A 16,105-nucleotide genomic window follows, 5' to 3' on the forward strand; every position below is an offset into this window, starting at 1 on the left:
GGCTGATCAGGCGCGAGGGACGTACCGGGCTCCGCGTGGGCGGCCGCGCGTCCTACCGTCACGCCAACCGGGAAGGAGCGTGTTGAGCTGTGTTTCTTTGTCTTGGTCCAGTTCGTTGCGGCGGTATTTAATGCGTTGGATGTGCAGCCACATGCCCAGGACACGTTCTTCTTCGGTGTCCGTCTTCTTATGGCGGGGCCAGTCATTCCCGGCAACCATGTAATCAGTGAGTTCACGCAGGCGTTCGTTCCACCGTTTTTGGTCGTCGTCTTTGCGGGTGCGCTGTTCCCAGCCGGGGATTTGATGCAGGCCGTCCCTGTAGATAGGGACGAGGGTGCCCCGGTCGTGGTCCTGCCGCCGGTTGACGAGCCAGGTGGCCAAGGACCGTTCCCGAGCAGAGGCGGATTTGGACGAGGGGAGCCGGCCCTCGGCCTTGTACAGGGCGATGGTGTCTTGGAGGTTTTGCAGCCCGGCGGGAGTGATGCGTGTGGTTTTGGTTGGGCGGGCTGCGTTGCGGTGGTCGTCCCGGAGGGACGGTTCCGCGGCTGCGGCGATGGCCAGGTGGTAGCGGACGGTGTTTTGAGCGGCGTCCGTTGTGGCGGCGATTTGGGTGGTGGTGAGTCCTTGCCGGTACATCTGGACCCATTCCGGGTGCGGGGCGGTCCGCTTTTGTTCGGGCATGCCGGTCAGCTGTCCGTTCGGACAGCGGTCAGCTTCGTGCCCTCCGGGCTGGCGGCTTCGGGTGCGGCCTTCGCCATCGCGGCGCTGTCGCAGTGGGCGATGGTGCTGGCGTTTGCCCTTTGGGGCGTTCGGGTGGTTTCCACCGGATCAGCCTAGTTGGCTCTCCTGGTTGGGGGCTGCTGGGCTGCCAGGGCATCGGGGGCGCGGTGCAGCCGCTGTGCGTGAGGGAGACAGGCCACGGCCGTGCGCCGGCGAGTTCGGTGGCCGGAGTGTTCATCCAGGCTGTGAAGTAGTTGGGCGGGACGCCCAGTTCCATACCGTGCCGGCACAGAGAGCCTACGTTGCCAAGCTGGCTGGCGGGGAGGAACTGAAAGCCCGGGCAGTAGGTGCCTCGCCGATGAAGACCCGGACGAGCTGCGCATCAAGGGGGCCGGGCCCGCGAAGGTGTTCCAGGAGAACTCATCTGGCGCATTTCCGACGAAATACCCGCTTAAACGGAGCCTGCAGGGTAGGGGCAGCTCCTTAGTTACGGTCCGCTGCCGCACATGACAGTCAACCGGCCTGCGCTCCAAGTGGCACTAAGACCCGAGTCACTAGCGCCCCGGCAGTCCCACGGGGACGAAGCGTTATGCATGAAGAACCCGCCAGAACCTTTGGGCAACTAGGTCACGGTGCCGACGGCAGCAACCACAGGCTACCTACCGTCTAGCTCGGTTTCTTCTGCAACATCCGTCGGTGCTGCCTGAACCATTTGCTGTACTTGGGTCGGCCAGTCTTCAAATCTCCCTCGATGTTCCGCAGCCAAGATACTCCCGCCCCATCCCGAAAGGATATCCGCGGCACTTCCAGGCTCCTGTACTTCGTCTCCTCGCCAGGGTGCAGTACCTGTCGTGCTCCTTGCTCAATGTACCGGCCAATGTGGTAGTAGAAGTGGACATCGTAAACCGACTCGTCGCTGTTGTTGCGGATGTGGAACCAGCGGTCCTCCATCGGTTCACCCGGAATAAAGTAGCTGAAGTAGTACACGATGCGCCGGGCCTGAGACGTGCGGCGCAGCTTTGAATCTCTGCGGATGACGTAGAAGGTGGCGAAGAAGGCCAAGCCGGCGAAGACCGCTGACGCCCATTGCCCGACTGTTCCCCACAATGACGACTCAAATTCCATGCGGTCAGTCTGCCAGAAATAACGAGCTGCCTAATCGAGCAAGTCGGAAGGGCCGGCCAACCACGTAGGAACGGGATTCGCCCGCATACGATAGGGCTATGCCCGTACCCGACAAGCACGCAGCGCGCTTCATGACCATCGAGCAGGTTGCCGAAGAGCTCAATGTCGGCATCCCCCAAGTCCGTTCATTGCTAAAGAGCGGGGAGCTGCGAGGGTTGCAGATTGGTGCCCGGGGGCTGTGGAGAACAAGCGTGCAGGACTTCGAGGATTACATAGCCGAGGCGTACCGTCAGGCAGCCGAGCGGGTTGAAGCCGGACTTGTCGAAGATGTGCCGTCAGAGACCGACGCATAGGGCAGGGGAGTCAGCGACAAGGTTGTGGGGCATAGTTACGAGAAATTCTGTTCTCTGTCGAACCTGTTCGATTCCACGAAATTAAGGCACGGTGCTCGTCCCACGGTTCAGTCGGCGAGACGTTGCATTTCCTAGAGATACGTGACGTGGATCAGCGAGCTCCCCTGATACAGAACCTGCCGGTCGATTCTCATGTCGAATGCCTACCCTGCCGAGTTGATCACTCCCTGTTGAATCTTGAGTGCCTTGTCTAGGACAGCACACACCAATGTCCACCGCGCCGACCATTCCGTATCGCGATCGGCCTCGGCGCGTGTTTTGAGGGCGTTGCCGAAAGCGGTTTTTGAATTGTCCTTCAGCCGAAATTTCATCAGGTCTCCTCCGGCATCTACTTGAAAATCGATGAAGTGATTAGCGCTAGATAAATAGTGATCGGAAACCCAGTTATCGGGGAACAGGCCCTCGATAGCGAATCCGGAACGCACATAGACGTACTCGCGATTTGAGTTAAAGGGGATCCCCACGTTGCCGAAATAAGCAGAAAGGTCGCTGACGGCTTTGATCCCTGCGTCGTCACCGTCAAAAAGACTGATGGTGGGCTGCTCCTTGCGGAGAATTTCGTAGTTAGCACGTACAAACCCTGCCAAGTGGGACGCGCCCCCGCGATCGCTAATCGTGGCGGCTCGCAAGTGTGGCCATTCGCCGTGCTCCCAGTCTTTCGATAGATCAAGGAACCAGCGGAGATACATCGAATCCGATTGACCTTCGGTCAGCACCGTTGAGGTCCCGAGCGAGAAGTAGTCAGCAAAACGAAGCCCTAGCCCTTTGCGTAGGATGGCCGTCGCCTTTTCGTGTGAACTGAAGTTGATGAGCGCGGTGTTCCCCTCGGAATCAAGCTGCGTGCCGACGACTCTCCGTGGATCGTGCGGTACGAACGCCATCGAGTGACTAGTCATGACCACGTTTGATGACGCGCCCAATTTCTCAAGTAGCTGTGTTGCGCTGCGTGATAGCTCTGGGTGCAAGAATGATTCAGGTTCTTCAATAAGCCAAATAGGCCGTTTTCCAGACTCGGACTCCTTTTCCGACACCCATTGGAGTGCAGCCATGAACGCTAGACTTTGAGTCCCTTGGCCCTTCCTTGCGAGCGGTGTTTTGTACGGGTCGCTCAGGTAGAAGTCGAAGCCGCTCAGCATGTTGTCAATGGAACCACCCTGGAATCCGAAAGAAGCCGAGAGACCGACTACACCGCTGCCGGCCAAGGCAGTCGTAATGTTCTTGGACACGTCATCCAGCTCTGACTGGATACTGTCCAAGAGCGGCTCGAGAACTCCGACTACCACACCTTGCACAAACGGCGTCAGCACATCATCGACCAGCTCACGCATGCTCTTCTCTGAGGGAATGAAGTGGCAGTGAAACTGGCCTAGGAGTTCCACGACGAGCTGTTTTTGGAGCCTGCTGATATTAGACTGAGCGGTTCCTTCGCGAGGTCGCTTTTGATTTGGAAAGAAGTTATAGATCGGCGTGCCAGAGGGTGAGAAGGTTAGGTAAAGAGTGACACCCTCGCTCGGACGCGTGAGCCCATACATTGAATAGAGGCGGTCGAGATCTGCGTAAAAATTGAGGTCCTGGCCGGTGGGATCACCGTCGAAATACCCGACGATACTCGTCCGGGATCCCTTTCCGCGAGGTGAGTCGTCAACCACGGAGTATCCATGCATGTTGTCGTATCCAGTGAAGAACATTTGGATCGACTGCAACAGGTTCGTCTTGCCACTGTTATTAGGGCCGATGATTGTCATGGTTTGGGTGAGGTCGAGGTACTGCTCCTGAGCCGAAACAGTTCTAAAATTCTTGACTCGAACGCCGTTGATACGCATCCCACGACTGTAATGGTGAGCCAAGCACCTTTAACGCAGGCATTCCGGAACAAACCCTGCCGGAACGACCAACGCGACTCGATCACCCGCCCAACATCAACCGGCAGCTCACCGCTGGTGGAGGCTAAATCGAACCTGTCACCTGTTCGTTCCGTATGCCCTTGAGTTCAGACGAGCGTTTGGACGGCATTCTGAGACTGGGTTAGAGCCTCGTCGGCTTGCGTGATCAGTTGGTTCAGGCCGTCGCCATCGAGCGTGGTCAGGAGACTCTGAACGTCAATCGTCAAGACCGTGATTTGTGCGGCTGCGATCTCGAAGAAGTCGTTGTAGAGCTGCCGGTCGCCATGACTTAACAGTTCCCAGGTCACTGGTCCCGACCCGACTTGGCTCCTGATTTGGTTCTCCCACCGGTTGAGTGCGTGGCCGGCATGTACCGCGATGTAGTCGAGCGTTTCGGTTGCTCGTGGGAGTATGTTCTGGAGCGCTTTGAAGCCAGGGGTGGTGGCGTCGAGTTCGGCTTCTGCCCGCTTTAGCTTTGCGTCGAATTCCTGCTGTCTTTTGCGGTTGCGCTTGGCGATCTCGACGATGCCGAAGGCGGCCAGGGGGGCCGCAGCGAGGATGGGCAGCACCATTGCGCCGCCGGCGCCAGCGGCTGCCAGTTGGGCGGCTCGTTTCAGCCAGACAAGTTGGAAGTCGGTTGCTGCCCCGCTCGTACTTGATGCGGGCGGTTGCGGGACGCCGTCTGTGGCAACTTGAACCTTGCTGTCTATGACGTCGATCGGGTCTTTGCCGTGGAGCTGTGTCGGATCGGGTTGTCGTGCGCCTTCAATGCGCCCCGCGATCTCAGTGAACTTTCCGAAGAAGTCATCGAGAGCCCGGTCCCGCGCCTCATTGAATACCCGGCTGAGGTCGGTGATGTCCCGTTTCCGCGCATCGATCTCCTGCTCAATCCGCCTATACCGATCCTTGGACCCTTCCGGGCTTCGAGACTCGGTAGCAGTGGCGTCGGCGGTGGCCGCCTCGACGTTTTCGACCGTCTGCCGGGAGACTCTCGTTTCCAACTCCTCCCGGGTGAGCCCGAGCGCTTCCGCAACACCGTCGAGCCGTTCGGCCCCCGGCCTCAGTTGTCCATTCTCCAGGCGTGAGATCGAAACACCGGCACCGCTGCGGTACCCGGCCTTAGTCCCGAGTTCGTCCTGGGTTAGCTTCTTCGCTATTCGGAGTTCCCGTACCACCTGCCCGAGAACCTGCATATGGTCTTGTGTCATGATCACACCGTATCGCACTAAATTAGTACGAGCTAGTTGACATATAGAAATTTAGCTAGCTAAATTGAGCTAAACCAAGGCAATTAGCTGAGGCTTCATTCGATCCGCCCCAACATGAGAAGGACTCAATGACTCGCATCAACCCCACCCAGCAGTCGCCCGACCGGGCCAACCTTGTTCGCCGTCTATACAGGCTTTCGCAGAACGACGCGGTCCGGGATGCCGGAAGAGACGCCACCCGCGACGCCACAAGCGTGACCAAATCCGTAAGGAAGCTGGTTGAGGTTATCCGCGATACCTGGCGGCGCGATTGAATGCGCCAGATCGAGGAGGAACAAGGGCGGGCCAGTAATTCAGACATCGAGCGCAAGTGACTTCGGATGCCATGGGCCTTTGGAGAATTCGCCTTTGCAAGATCGTTCTGAAAGTGGCCACTCGTGGGATTATCCGACTACACGACTTCTCCCGGGCGACTGCGGCCACAGTTCCACGTAGGTCATTGGACTGCTCCCCCGAACTGGGTCTGCGGAAGAACCGCAGCCGGGTAGTGAGCGGATAGAACCTGGTTAATCCTCGCGACTGCGCATGTACAGCCAGATGGCGTGATCCAGGACTCGCGGATCAACGTCGAGTTCGGCCGCGGCGGCGTTGACCAGCCTGCGCACGTATTCGTCGGAGACCGGCCCATGAGTTTCGAGGACGAGCTTAACGAAACCTTTGAGCCAGGTATCAGGCTTTACATCATGGGCGCCGATGAGCATCGTGAAGTAGTACCAGGTTACCGGGCCGAGTCCGGGCACGTTCACATAGGCAGCTCGATGGGCGGGGTCCTTGGGGTCGGTGTCGGCGGCAGTTTCAACGCCGATGCCGGAGAGGGCTCGGGCGGCCCGTACGATGGCCGCAGCCTTCGTTTCCGAGCCCGTCATCTGATGGTTTTGCAGGACCTCGGCAAGCTTTACCTCGTCGAAATCGGCGAGACGTGACAGAGAGTTCGGGGTCTGGTCGCCGAGGGCGTCCTTGTAGCGGCGCACTGCGGCACGTACGCCGGTGTCGGCTTTGCCGTAACGGGCGCGGATGGACAGGACGGCGTCGATAAGCGCCGCTTCGACCTGGTCCAGGTAACCGCCTGGCCATTCCGGGAATGGCTTCGGTAGCCGGGCATCTATTCCGGCCAGGAGGACCTTCAGGTCCTGATCGAAGTCTCGTGGAGCAATGTCTGTCATACGGTCCCCCGGGTAGTCGTCGACCGCCGTTCGGCGGTCTCCTTGTATTGATACATGAGAGCAGCCTCTTCGTCCCCTCCATCCACTTGCACCGCGGCTGCTCCGATACAAGGTGTCATGCGAGCCCGACTGAAGCCGAACTCATGTCGGCAGCTGCACAGGCTATTTACTGCGGCACCGTCACCTGAACGAAAGCATTTGCCGAATAAGGCTGGCCGTCGGGACCGTACGCTGTCTCTGAGACAGAGTTGCCGACCAAGTCCATGCTGCCATTGAGATAGTCCTCGTTCACTGTGCTCGAGCAGGACACCGTGAGGGACTGGCCGGGCGAGAGCGTACTCAACGGCAAAGGTACTGAGCCACAGAGCGACGAACTGAGCGGTCTTGTACTGACCGTCACGTTGCCGCTATTGAGAAGCGTGATCGTCCAGTCAGTGTCATAGCGGGTCCGCGGCGTCCCCGCCACGTCAAGGGTCAGCATCTGCACTGGGACAACGACTTGACTCGATGCGGTCTGCGTCGGGATCACCACAGTGTTGGCTACGTTGGAATAGTCAGACGAAGCGAATACCGCGCCGGCGGCCGTGAAGAAGCCCTGACTGATGTCAGCTGGCGTCAGCGGGTGCCAGCAGTCCCAGGCCCACTCCTCTCCCGGCGATACGTATGAATAATCTTGGGGGGCTTGGCCCGTCGTACCCCAAGTCTGCATCGGGATCGAGCATTCGGAAGTCGTCATGCCCGGCCAGAACTTCTCGGTTCCGTTGTTCTTGACCAGTACGTGGTAGGTCGCGTTGTAGCCCACTGCTGAGTACTGCGCCGGAACAGGGTCTGCAACGATGCGAACTGCCATGTCGTACGAGTTGGTCATCGGACTGACCGAAATAGTCGCCGTGCCTTGAAATGTCTGTCCGACTCGATCGCTGGCCCGGTACGTGAACGTCCAGCTGCCGACTTGCGTCGGGATTCCCGAGACACCATTCACACCTCCCCAAGTGAGCCCGGGTGGCAGGTTACCTGAGGTCATGACCATGTTCGTGAGGGGGTATCCGCTCTCCCGAGTGAACGTACCCGTGTAGGCAGCACCCACCGTCGCTGCAGCCGGGGAATAGGACACCTGTAGCTGATTCACCGCCATGGTTGTGAGGGCGAGTTGTCGACCGGCTTCCACGACCGCATGGTTCTTCTTGGTGTAGCCGTTCTTGTGAGCATTGACGCCGTACGTCAGCCCGGCGATCAGGTCCGTGGGGAACGGCCCTGCTGTAACAGCGCGTCCGTGGTCGCAGACAATGTCGCCGTAGTCGCAGACCTGGAACCAGCGTGAGTTCAAGCCATGCCCGACGTATGAGAGATGAGTGCTGGTCGCGACGAAGGATGCCCCCGAGGGGTAACCTGCAAGCCCAACCCCGTAGTCTAGCCCCTCCGTCGGCGAGCTTCCCAAGGTCACAACGTCGTCGAAGGCAACCCGGTCGCCGTCGCCTATTGTTGCAACAGCGTCGATCTTCGGGAGAATCCGATCGAGCACGCTACCAAGTGGGGCGCGGCTGAGGTCGAACACGACACGGTGGATCACCATGCCACCCTGGGAATATCCAGCCAGGACAAAACGTTCGTCAGGACAGTTGTGGGTGCGGTTGATAAGAGTGGCTTCTAATGAATGTACGCCACCATCAATGCTGGCAAAATATCCTTCCCACGCTATAGGTCCCCACACCGTCATGCTTTCGGCAACAGGCACGTCTGCTGCCGCGTAGTCGATGCCGGTCGCTGCGATTCGTCTGTTCTTCACGCTCGCGGTGAAGCTGTTGTATACATCCTCGACGCGCCGGCCCATGCCCCATTTGCCTTCATTCGGCTTCTCTCCGGAGCCGCGCACGCCCAAGAAGACAACGTCTTGACAGGGGGTTGTGTTGGTGAGGCGGACAATAGTGTTCCCGCTACTATCTTTGGCTGTAGCCATTGTCGCTGTGCTAACCACCAGCACCAACACAAGCAGCCCAGCGGCGAGTCTCCGAATCATCTTGGCCCCCCCAATTCATGCGGCCGGTTACCTCCGACGGCGATGTGCCAATCCTCAATGATCCAAGCGGCCGTGGCAAGCATTACTTTACGAGACTGATTTGGGCTGTTCATGTGGCTAATGCACCTTCGTTCTGAACTGGATCACGTCGAGGAGTGATCGGACCGGTTTAGTTGGCCAGGTTCCGGACGCCGAGGGCGGCCGCCGGGCCAGGGCCGAAGTGGTTAGCCGGCGTGAGGGGCCTGTAAAGAAACGAACTCCGGACTGGGCGTCCCCAGCACCGCCGACGCTGGTAGGAACAGGGGCCGCCCCGTGCGTTTGCTTCTCAGCTTTATCAAAGCATTGGATCAAGATCCGTATTACACGAGGGATCCCATGAGACGATTCACGCAAGCTGCAGGTCATGCGCAACGACGCATAAGCATTTCGGAAATCAAAGTACTTTAAATGGGGGAATCAATTGGGAAATATGAAGGGCAACCGTCTCAATACCGCTGCAAATGTCGGCACTTTTGTAACTAGCCGCCAGCAGCTGGAGCAGCAGAGGAAACTGGCAGCAGACACCAGTGCACTGCTGGACATTCAGAGGCGGCAGGCCTACGAAGCCGACTATGACCGGCTGCTGAACCGTACGGACCGGGATGTGGCAGAGGGGCGAATCACGCGGGGTCAGGCGGACTATAGCCTGCTGGCGGCCCGCACGGACCGTGCGGTGGTAGAGGGTCGCAAGACGCCGACCGACGCCTTCTATGACCTGCTTGTGGCACGAGCCGAGCTGGATGTGGCGGAGGGACGATTGACCCGCAACGAGGCGGATACGCATATCGAAATGGAGTGGTATAACCACATCAACCCTGCGCCCAAGCCAGGATCCCGCGTCACGCACTCATTCGGCGCCATGCTTAACGCGAGCCTAGGCTCGGCAACGGCCGGGTGGTACAACACGGAGACGGGTGTGGCCCGCCGCTGGGACGGTGCAAGATGGACGCTGGAGACCACATCTGCGACTACCGCCAAGGAGATAGCCCGCCACGAATGGCTGTCAGTCACAGCTGAAGGACGCGTCCAAAAGTCGCGGACGACGGCCGGGATCTTGGGGATCTTACTCGGCTTCGTCGGGGCGCACCGGTTCTACTTGGGCGACAAGGGCTGGGGCTGGTTGCAGCTTTCCGCGTTCCTCCTGACGTTCCCACTCACCTTCGGGCTTGTGAGCTTGTGGGGCATCATCGAGGGCATCATGATCCTATGCAAGGCGAATACTTTCAGCCGTGACGCTTTTGGGGTGCCGCTTAAGTAGACGCTCAGCCCCTTGCCGCGCGCACTAGCCAACGGGCAGAGGGTTTTGCGTCAGTCATCGTGGCCACTCCCACCAAGGGGGTGGCCACGGTCGCGTCGCCAGAGGTGGCTTGAACTGTGCCTGATGACTGTCCGGTCACTTCTGTAAGGTGCGAATCTAAGCTGGCAAGAATGGTACTGGCAGGTCGATCTCTTCGACCGACAGGGCCGGGCGCCCCTTGCCCGCGTTCGGGGGAAGGGACTGCTATCCTGCCACGATGCCGCCCAGTTTTTGCCTTACGGTTTCTATGCTTTTACCTGAAATCACCCAGTTCTTGCCGCCGAGAATGCGGTAGCCGAGTTTCTCCGTGTAGATACTCATTGCGGCAATTTGGTCGTCACGAGCAGACTCAGACGGCGCAATGCCCAGTAGAGTTTTGTCCTCGCATGCTAGCGCGGTAGTTTTCACGTCTGTTGGCTTGGAGCACTGTCCCACTTCGACGTATGCCCGTCGTCAGTCCTCAATAGTCGAGTAAACCTGCTGTCCATCCGGCGGCGCTGGAGTAACGCTAGCTTTCGCTGGCCGCGTCGGGGTTTGATACGGCTCTTTTTTGGTCTTCATATTCAGCGATTAATTCCATCTGCTCATTTCGGTATTCCTCGTAGCTCTCCAGATCGTCACTCAATTTGTCGTAATTCTGCGGGCGGGCGCTTGCTGGTTCCTGATCCTCACCTAGCGATATGAGGCCCAATAGCCAGTCATGCACGATGTCGAGGCGGACCCATTCCGGTCTGATGAAGTGGTCCAGAACCTGATCATCGTCTACAAGTCGTTGCATGAACGCAAGTTCGCCACGGAGCGCTTCGTCATTAATCAGCGACACTGCCTCATCGAAACGGATGCCCATAAGGTATTTGTCTCGTGCAGTCGCAAACGCTGCTTCATTATGCATGTTGAAATTCAGTGCTTTCAGGTGGCCTATGATTGCGAGGCAGTCCCGCAAACTGCGTGAGTCCTGGTGTTTTTGCTCGTGAACGCGTACGTGCGCGCGGTCCGCTGTTCTCTCGTCCACGAGGATGTGTCGTTCCATCCGCCACAGCCAAGCGGCCCCCCCGAATGCGACGGCGCTGCCAACAAAACTACCGATCAGGCCGGACCAAAATGCCTGGTGTTCGGGGGCCAGCGACGGTAAAGCGAGAAACCCGAAATAGATCAGCGCGGAAGCCAAGATTAGGCTTATTCCGATTGCCACCCAGAGCTGACGTGGAGTTTTGGTTCGATGTTGATCTGAATTTTGCACAACCAACAGTTTGGCACAGGTCGGTGATGCTGACCGGTGCCCCGGCCTACCAGAATTTACACACTCATCAGTTGCCCGCATGGTGGCCCAAGCATCAAGATGTGGGCTGTGTTTCAAGATAGACCGGTCTCAGGTGATCAGTTGATCTGCGGTTGAAATAGCCTCTTCCCGGCCTTCTGTAGACTTCTGAGGGCGGCCCTGCCGAATTGAGGTTCAGGCCTCTGGTCGCCGGCTCTTTGCATCGCTAGGGGACCGCCGCGGTAAGGACTGTCCGGCCGATCCGCCGCTAAGAGGAATCAGCCACATCGCCCCCAGGACTCCGGCGATACCCAAGGCGCTGGTGAGGTGACACACTTCCGGCATCAGGGCGTACATTGATTCCTTGAACCTATAGCAGCATATGGGCGTTAATTCCCGAATTCGCTCCCGCCAATCTACCTTCATCCATAAAGCGCCCCCCGGCAGCACGGAACCGAATCTGAAAGCGCGCCGCGGGCCCTTGTTGCGTCCGCGGAGTTAGTCGCCGGTCAGAGAGGTCGCCGACCAGTAAACGGTGTGTGAGGTCGGATAGGGCCGTCTTCTCGTGCGTGGGTTGAAGTCTGTATCCATGGCCTCGACGATCTCTAGACGTCCGTCGTCAATGACCATCGTCTCCAGATCGGATCCGCTCAATTGCTCGACCAGCCTTTGCCGGACGGGCTCGATCACCTCGAAGAGCAGGTCGTCTGCGATTTCCATCAGTTTTTGGAAGCGTTCCACCAGCGGCGGTGGCAACGTCTGTGACACGGTCGCAGCCGTCACATCCCGCACGCAAAGTGTTTCTGCATCAAGGACGCCCATGGCGAATGTTGTTGCGAGTTTGGATTGGGAGTGGGCAACCGTGGTGTTCCTGAAGGCACCCACCAGCCGGTGTACGTCGGCGAGGTCGTCGGGGATGTCGATGTAGTCGGTCAGCGGCTTTCTCACGTTCGAGGGGAAATACGTACGGCAGTATGCGATGACCGCAGAGGCGATCAGGTAGGTTGCCGCGTCCTCGAGCTGAGAGCCCTCGCCGCGTGACTGGATCGCGAGATCGAGGGCATGACGAGCCTCAGCCAGATCCGCCCCGTAACTCGACAGGTCGACGAACAGTCGGGCGTCTGCGGAGTCCGGCACGGTGACTACGTCGAAAACTGGTCCCTCAGTGCTGTTCACAGAACCATCATTGCCGACATCGACCTTCTTGGCGTCTATTGCGAATGTCGCGGCTTGAGGCAGTCAGGCAGGTTGCGGTATGCGCCACCGCTGGCGCCCAAATGGAAGTGGGGTGAGAACTACGCAGCCGCGGAACGTGTGCTGCACGTCGGCCGGGGCGCCTAGATCGATGGAACGACTTCTGGATGGTGCCTACCCCGCCGGAGGCGATACGTCGGCGGCGGTGGTCGACTTCCGCGTACGGCAAATGATTTAAGCCTTTTCCGGGCCTACTGGCCCATTGGTCGCCGGCCGCCTCGATATGGCGTGCTCTTCACTGACGAATCCGGCGGGAGGAGGAGCTCGGTCACAGGTATGTCGAGTACGTCGGCGATGTCCCAAAGGCGCTCGTAAGCCACGCTCTTCTTGCCCCACTCAATCCCAATAATCATGTTCCGGCTTAAGCCGGACTCCAGTGCCAAAGCTTCCTGGGACAGAGCCTGCTCAAGCCGCAGCTGCCGGATTCGCGCCCCGACCATTGCCCGGCGTTGCGCCCACCGGAGCGTCTGCTCCTCGGAGGACTGGTGCGGGCGAGTGGGCATCCATCCATGTCAGCTGACAATGTTAGCCTTGTCTGCTCTACTAGTGGTACATGCATGATTTGGTGCATCCTTTCAGACAAGGTCGGTGCGGACTTTATGGATACCTGCGGACGGATGTCATGATCCGGACCTACAAGTTCCGCATGGACCCGACGGCGAAGCAGGAGGCCTCGCTCGTGGCGATGTTGGACGACTTCCGATTCCTCTACAACGCCGCACTGGAGGACCGTAAGTACATGTGGGAGCGCCACCGGATCAACGTAACCGTCCGCACCCAGGATGCCCAGCTCAAAGAGATCCGCGCCGACAACCCCGACTACGAGCGCTGGTCCGCGGCCGCCGAATCCCAAACCGTCCTTCGCCTGGACAAGGCCTTCCAGGCGTTCTTCCGCCGCATCAAGGCTGGCGCGAAGAGGGTGGGCTACCCGCGCTACAAGGCGGCCACCCGCTTCAACACGGCCGTCCACCGCGCCGTCACGGGCGCGAAGTGGGACTCAGCGCCCCATCTAACGCAGACCCGGGCCTATTTCAAGGGCGTCGGGCACGTCAAGGTCAAGCAACACCGGCACGTCGTGGGGCTGGTAAAAACACTTACCATCAAACGGGAAGGTCGACGCTGGTATGTCATCCTCGCCGCCGAGCAGGAGTTGCAGGCGCCGCTCCCGAAGACCGGAGCCACGATCGGGATCGACCTCGCCACCGGCCACAATGGTCTGGCGTATACCTCCCAGGGGGAGCGGATCGGGAACCCGGCCTACAGGAAGGCTTCCCCGGGGAAGCTGGCAGAGGTCCAACAAGCCCTGTCCCGCACGAAGCAGCGATCCAACCGCCACCGTAAAGCCCGGGAGAGGGTCTCCGGCGTGTACCGGAAGATCAGCAACCAGCGGCGCGACTACCTACACAAAGTGTCCCGTCAGCTCGTGGACAGCTACGACGTTATCGTGGCGGAAGAACTTAACATCGCAGGCATGACCCGGCGTGCCGTCCCCCGGCCCGACGGAGCCGGGGGCTATCAACCCAATGGAGGGAACGCAAAGAAGGGACTGAACCGCTCCATACTCGATGCAGGCTGGGGAATACTCCTGGAATTTATACGCGCCAAGGCTGAAAGCGCCGGTCGTCAGTTCATCCAGGTCAACCCTGCCTACACCTCCCAGACCTGCAGTGAATGCGGGCACCGGGAGGCGGCCAACCGGAACGGCAAGGAATTCCTCTGCCTTTCCTGCGGGCACCGGGCAGACGCCGACAAGAACGCGGCGGTCAATATACTCAGGGCCGGGCTGGTCCTGCGGGAAGCGGCGCAGGCCGCCTAACGAGAAGGGCGCCGGGTCCTGAATGGCCACAGTTGACGCGGTGCAGCCACAGGTAGATTTCTTCGCCCCCCAGCCAAACCCGAGGCGGCCATCTGTTCCAGATTGAGGGTGGCATCGTCACGAACGGGCACGCTAAGCACCCGCAACGTCGTCCCGAGTGTCGTGATTCAGCAAAGTTCGTCCTGCCCAGCCGACTGGCTGAGGCCGTGGGGTGACCGAAAACCTTGGGCCGGCAGCCTGTTGGACTTCCTGCTATTCATCCGCACGTACACGCGCGTCTCTTGCCACCGTGCAACAGAGTACTAGAGCGCACGTGCGTCTCTCGCGACGCACGACGAATGCGTGCGGTGCGTCGCGAATGCACCTGCGTCTCTCGCGTGCGGACGGTGCGTCGCGGCACCTGCGTCTTGCACACAGCCATGGCTCGTTGTGCACCCACCTCCGCATCTTGTGAAGCGGATCCCTTGCCCTCGCGTTCACCTGCACGACAGCTCTGGACCCCTCCGGCCTCTCGCGCCTGAACGAGCGAGAGCGTTGCCCAACTGGCGCCGCGCCCACAGCCGGAAAACCCCAACTTTGGATCAGGCCCGACCTCCGGTGCGGGCGTGCCGAGGCGTTGTCGAGAATCCCAAGCACCTCCCCATCCAGACGCAGTGAGGCCACGACCGCCGGCAACCCCTCGCGTGGGTTCTCCACCACGATGGGACTGTCCCGTGGCATGCGCTTCAGCCTCATGGCCACAAGGTCCAGTGCATAGATGGCGCTCTCGGTCTCAAGGATCACGGTTCTCCTCCGTCAGTCCATCATGTCTTTGTGATAGGTGATGTACTCCGCTGCGGCTAGCAGCCGGTCGGCATCGTCATTGAACATGCCCATGCCAGTGTTGCAAGGCCTACACACCAGCCCCCGCACCTTCCCGGTAATGTGACAGTGATCGACGTGCAGTGGGCGCAACTTCTCGCATACGGCGCACAGGTTGTGCTGGTCCAGGAGCATCGCCGCATACTCGACGGCCGTGATGCCGTAGCGCTGGCGAATGCGGACGGCAAGCAACGGGTCCACACTGGCCACTGTGCAGCTCGTGCACATGACCAGCGCTATGCCACGGGCAAAGAAGTCAGCCATGGGCTTGAATCGCCCGCAGGTGTGGCATTGGATAGTCCCACGCGCAGGCATGCTACCTCCCCGTTCCGAGCAGCGAGAGCACCCGCTGCATCTGCTTGCAGTCGTCCTCAGAGTGGGGCGTGCGCCCCATCACCTTTGTGATCAGAGTACGGGCAAGACCTGCCACCGTGGGCTGACGTGTGCCAAGGTCGCCCGCTGCGGGTTCCTGGACAGCTCAATCCCCTCAGACCCCTGGGGGAGACCCAAAAGCGCTCACTGCGCCTTCCCGGCCGTGGTAGCGCCCGCGGTGCCGTACGGGTTAAGAAGCGATTAAGTATGACTTATTACTCCGGTAGTCTGCCTGGGCGAACGACGCCCCGGTAGCACCCGGCTCGTTCCGATACCGAGCCATCGGCCCCGAAGGGCTGACAGGTCGGCGAAAAGCATCCATCCAGGTCCGCGACACTTGACGTGTCGAGGACGTTTCAACACCCCGCATATGGGGTTGCCCACCGAGGGCAACCGTGCCGCTACAAGCCGGCAGGGCGGTGGTCGCCCAAGCGACCTTACCTTTCGTGTCATTGGTCCAGGGAAGAGTTTTTTGCCGTCAGGGCGCACCGGGCCACAGTGCCCTGACGCCGCAGATGGCCATAAAGTTCGCAAGCCTTCCGGCTATAGCTCTCTTTATTTATAGTGGTGTTTTTAGAACGGCGGCCAGTATCCCTGCCAGGGGAGGCGGGGTCCAGAG

The 16,105-nt window shown here is 59.7% G+C and carries 16 protein-coding genes; 4 read left to right on the forward strand and 12 right to left on the reverse strand.

The annotated features are described in order from the left end of the window. Positions 1–6 precede the first annotated feature (6 nt). From J2808_RS00900 to J2808_RS00910, 3 genes are all read right to left on the reverse strand, one after another. Positions 7–681, reverse strand: coding sequence for a helicase associated domain-containing protein (locus J2808_RS00900; RefSeq protein ID WP_309810273.1), 675 nt, complete (start codon positions 679–681; stop codon positions 7–9). 5 nt (positions 682–686) lie between these two features. Further along, positions 687–824 carry a hypothetical protein gene (locus tag J2808_RS00905; RefSeq protein ID WP_309810276.1) on the reverse strand — a complete coding sequence of 46 codons (138 nt, stop codon included), beginning with the start codon at positions 822–824 and terminating at the stop codon, positions 687–689. A gap of 562 nt (positions 825–1,386) precedes the next feature. Beyond that, positions 1,387–1,845, reverse strand: a complete 459-nt coding sequence (locus J2808_RS00910) for a hypothetical protein (protein ID WP_309810278.1) — start codon at positions 1,843–1,845, stop codon at positions 1,387–1,389. A 98-nt stretch (positions 1,846–1,943) separates the two neighbouring features. Between J2808_RS00910 and J2808_RS00915 the strand changes: the two genes are divergently transcribed. Continuing rightward, positions 1,944–2,198 (forward strand): helix-turn-helix domain-containing protein, encoded by a 255-nt coding sequence (locus tag J2808_RS00915; protein ID WP_309810281.1) that lies wholly within the window; start codon positions 1,944–1,946, stop codon positions 2,196–2,198. A 203-nt stretch (positions 2,199–2,401) separates the two neighbouring features. Here the strand turns inward: J2808_RS00915 and J2808_RS00920 are convergent, their stop codons facing one another. Then, positions 2,402–4,081, reverse strand: coding sequence for an ATP-dependent nuclease (locus J2808_RS00920; protein ID WP_309810282.1), 1,680 nt, complete (start codon positions 4,079–4,081; stop codon positions 2,402–2,404). Positions 4,082–4,248: 167 nt separating this feature from the next. Next, positions 4,249–5,349 carry a helix-turn-helix domain-containing protein gene (locus J2808_RS00925; protein ID WP_309810285.1) on the reverse strand — a complete coding sequence of 367 codons (1,101 nt, stop codon included), beginning with the start codon at positions 5,347–5,349 and terminating at the stop codon, positions 4,249–4,251. 128 nt (positions 5,350–5,477) lie between these two features. Here J2808_RS00925 and J2808_RS00930 point away from each other — a divergent pair, with 128 nt between their 5' ends. Next, a complete protein-coding gene (locus tag J2808_RS00930; protein ID WP_309810288.1) occupies positions 5,478–5,663 on the forward strand; it encodes a hypothetical protein in 186 nt (61 codons plus the stop codon). A 252-nt stretch (positions 5,664–5,915) separates the two neighbouring features. On the opposite strand, the gene J2808_RS00935 is transcribed toward J2808_RS00930, so the two are convergent. Further along, positions 5,916–6,572, reverse strand: coding sequence for a hypothetical protein (locus J2808_RS00935; protein ID WP_309810291.1), 657 nt, complete (start codon positions 6,570–6,572; stop codon positions 5,916–5,918). Positions 6,573–6,738: 166 nt separating this feature from the next. Continuing rightward, entirely contained in the window at positions 6,739–8,529 is a 1,791-nt protein-coding gene (locus tag J2808_RS00940; protein WP_309810294.1) for a cutinase family protein, read from the reverse strand. 529 nt (positions 8,530–9,058) lie between these two features. Here J2808_RS00940 and J2808_RS00945 point away from each other — a divergent pair. Further along, complete coding sequence (locus tag J2808_RS00945) at positions 9,059–9,886, forward strand: TM2 domain-containing protein (protein ID WP_309810295.1); 828 nt, start codon at positions 9,059–9,061, stop codon at positions 9,884–9,886. A gap of 243 nt (positions 9,887–10,129) precedes the next feature. Here the strand turns inward: J2808_RS00945 and J2808_RS00950 are convergent, their stop codons facing one another. From J2808_RS00950 to J2808_RS00965, 4 genes are all read right to left on the reverse strand, one after another. Continuing rightward, complete coding sequence (locus tag J2808_RS00950; RefSeq protein WP_309810299.1) at positions 10,130–10,333, reverse strand: hypothetical protein; 204 nt, start codon at positions 10,331–10,333, stop codon at positions 10,130–10,132. 100 nt (positions 10,334–10,433) lie between these two features. Then, entirely contained in the window at positions 10,434–11,165 is a 732-nt protein-coding gene (locus J2808_RS00955) for a hypothetical protein (RefSeq protein ID WP_309810302.1), read from the reverse strand. Between the two features lie 516 nt (positions 11,166–11,681). After that, a complete protein-coding gene (locus J2808_RS00960; protein WP_309810307.1) occupies positions 11,682–12,359 on the reverse strand; it encodes a hypothetical protein in 678 nt (225 codons plus the stop codon). A 269-nt stretch (positions 12,360–12,628) separates the two neighbouring features. Further along, the gene (locus tag J2808_RS00965; RefSeq protein WP_309810310.1) at positions 12,629–12,940 is read right to left on the reverse strand and encodes a helix-turn-helix domain-containing protein; all 312 of its coding nucleotides are present in this window, start codon (positions 12,938–12,940) and stop codon (positions 12,629–12,631) included. A 119-nt stretch (positions 12,941–13,059) separates the two neighbouring features. Between J2808_RS00965 and J2808_RS00970 the strand changes: the two genes are divergently transcribed. Then, positions 13,060–14,253 (forward strand): RNA-guided endonuclease InsQ/TnpB family protein, encoded by a 1,194-nt coding sequence (locus tag J2808_RS00970; RefSeq protein ID WP_309810312.1) that lies wholly within the window; start codon positions 13,060–13,062, stop codon positions 14,251–14,253. Positions 14,254–15,048: 795 nt separating this feature from the next. On the opposite strand, the gene J2808_RS00975 is transcribed toward J2808_RS00970, so the two are convergent. Beyond that, positions 15,049–15,315 carry an endonuclease VII domain-containing protein gene (locus J2808_RS00975; RefSeq protein WP_309810315.1) on the reverse strand — a complete coding sequence of 89 codons (267 nt, stop codon included), beginning with the start codon at positions 15,313–15,315 and terminating at the stop codon, positions 15,049–15,051. Positions 15,316–16,105: the final 790 nt, after the last annotated feature.

The sequence above is a fragment of the Pseudarthrobacter sulfonivorans genome (assembly GCF_031454915.1).
Classification (GTDB): Bacteria; Actinomycetota; Actinomycetes; order Actinomycetales; family Micrococcaceae; genus Arthrobacter; species Arthrobacter sulfonivorans_C.

What these genes read in the sequence shown, in the direction of transcription:
- J2808_RS00935 (WP_309810291.1), bottom strand. Translation starts at nt 6,572, where the DNA reads ATGACAGACATTGCTCCACGAGACTTCGATCAGGACCTGAAGGTCCTC.
- J2808_RS00945 (WP_309810295.1), top strand. Translation starts at nt 9,059, where the DNA reads ATGAAGGGCAACCGTCTCAATACCGCTGCAAATGTCGGCACTTTTGTA.
- J2808_RS00940 (WP_309810294.1), bottom strand. Translation starts at nt 8,529, where the DNA reads ATGGCTACAGCCAAAGATAGTAGCGGGAACACTATTGTCCGCCTCACC.
- J2808_RS00965 (WP_309810310.1), bottom strand. Translation starts at nt 12,940, where the DNA reads ATGCCCACTCGCCCGCACCAGTCCTCCGAGGAGCAGACGCTCCGGTGG.
- J2808_RS00930 (WP_309810288.1), top strand. Translation starts at nt 5,478, where the DNA reads ATGACTCGCATCAACCCCACCCAGCAGTCGCCCGACCGGGCCAACCTT.
- J2808_RS00900 (WP_309810273.1), bottom strand. Translation starts at nt 681, where the DNA reads ATGCCCGAACAAAAGCGGACCGCCCCGCACCCGGAATGGGTCCAGATG.
- J2808_RS00970 (WP_309810312.1), top strand. Translation starts at nt 13,060, where the DNA reads ATGATCCGGACCTACAAGTTCCGCATGGACCCGACGGCGAAGCAGGAG.
- J2808_RS00915 (WP_309810281.1), top strand. Translation starts at nt 1,944, where the DNA reads ATGCCCGTACCCGACAAGCACGCAGCGCGCTTCATGACCATCGAGCAG.
- J2808_RS00920 (WP_309810282.1), bottom strand. Translation starts at nt 4,081, where the DNA reads ATGCGTATCAACGGCGTTCGAGTCAAGAATTTTAGAACTGTTTCGGCT.
- J2808_RS00925 (WP_309810285.1), bottom strand. Translation starts at nt 5,349, where the DNA reads ATGACACAAGACCATATGCAGGTTCTCGGGCAGGTGGTACGGGAACTC.
- J2808_RS00910 (WP_309810278.1), bottom strand. Translation starts at nt 1,845, where the DNA reads ATGGAATTTGAGTCGTCATTGTGGGGAACAGTCGGGCAATGGGCGTCA.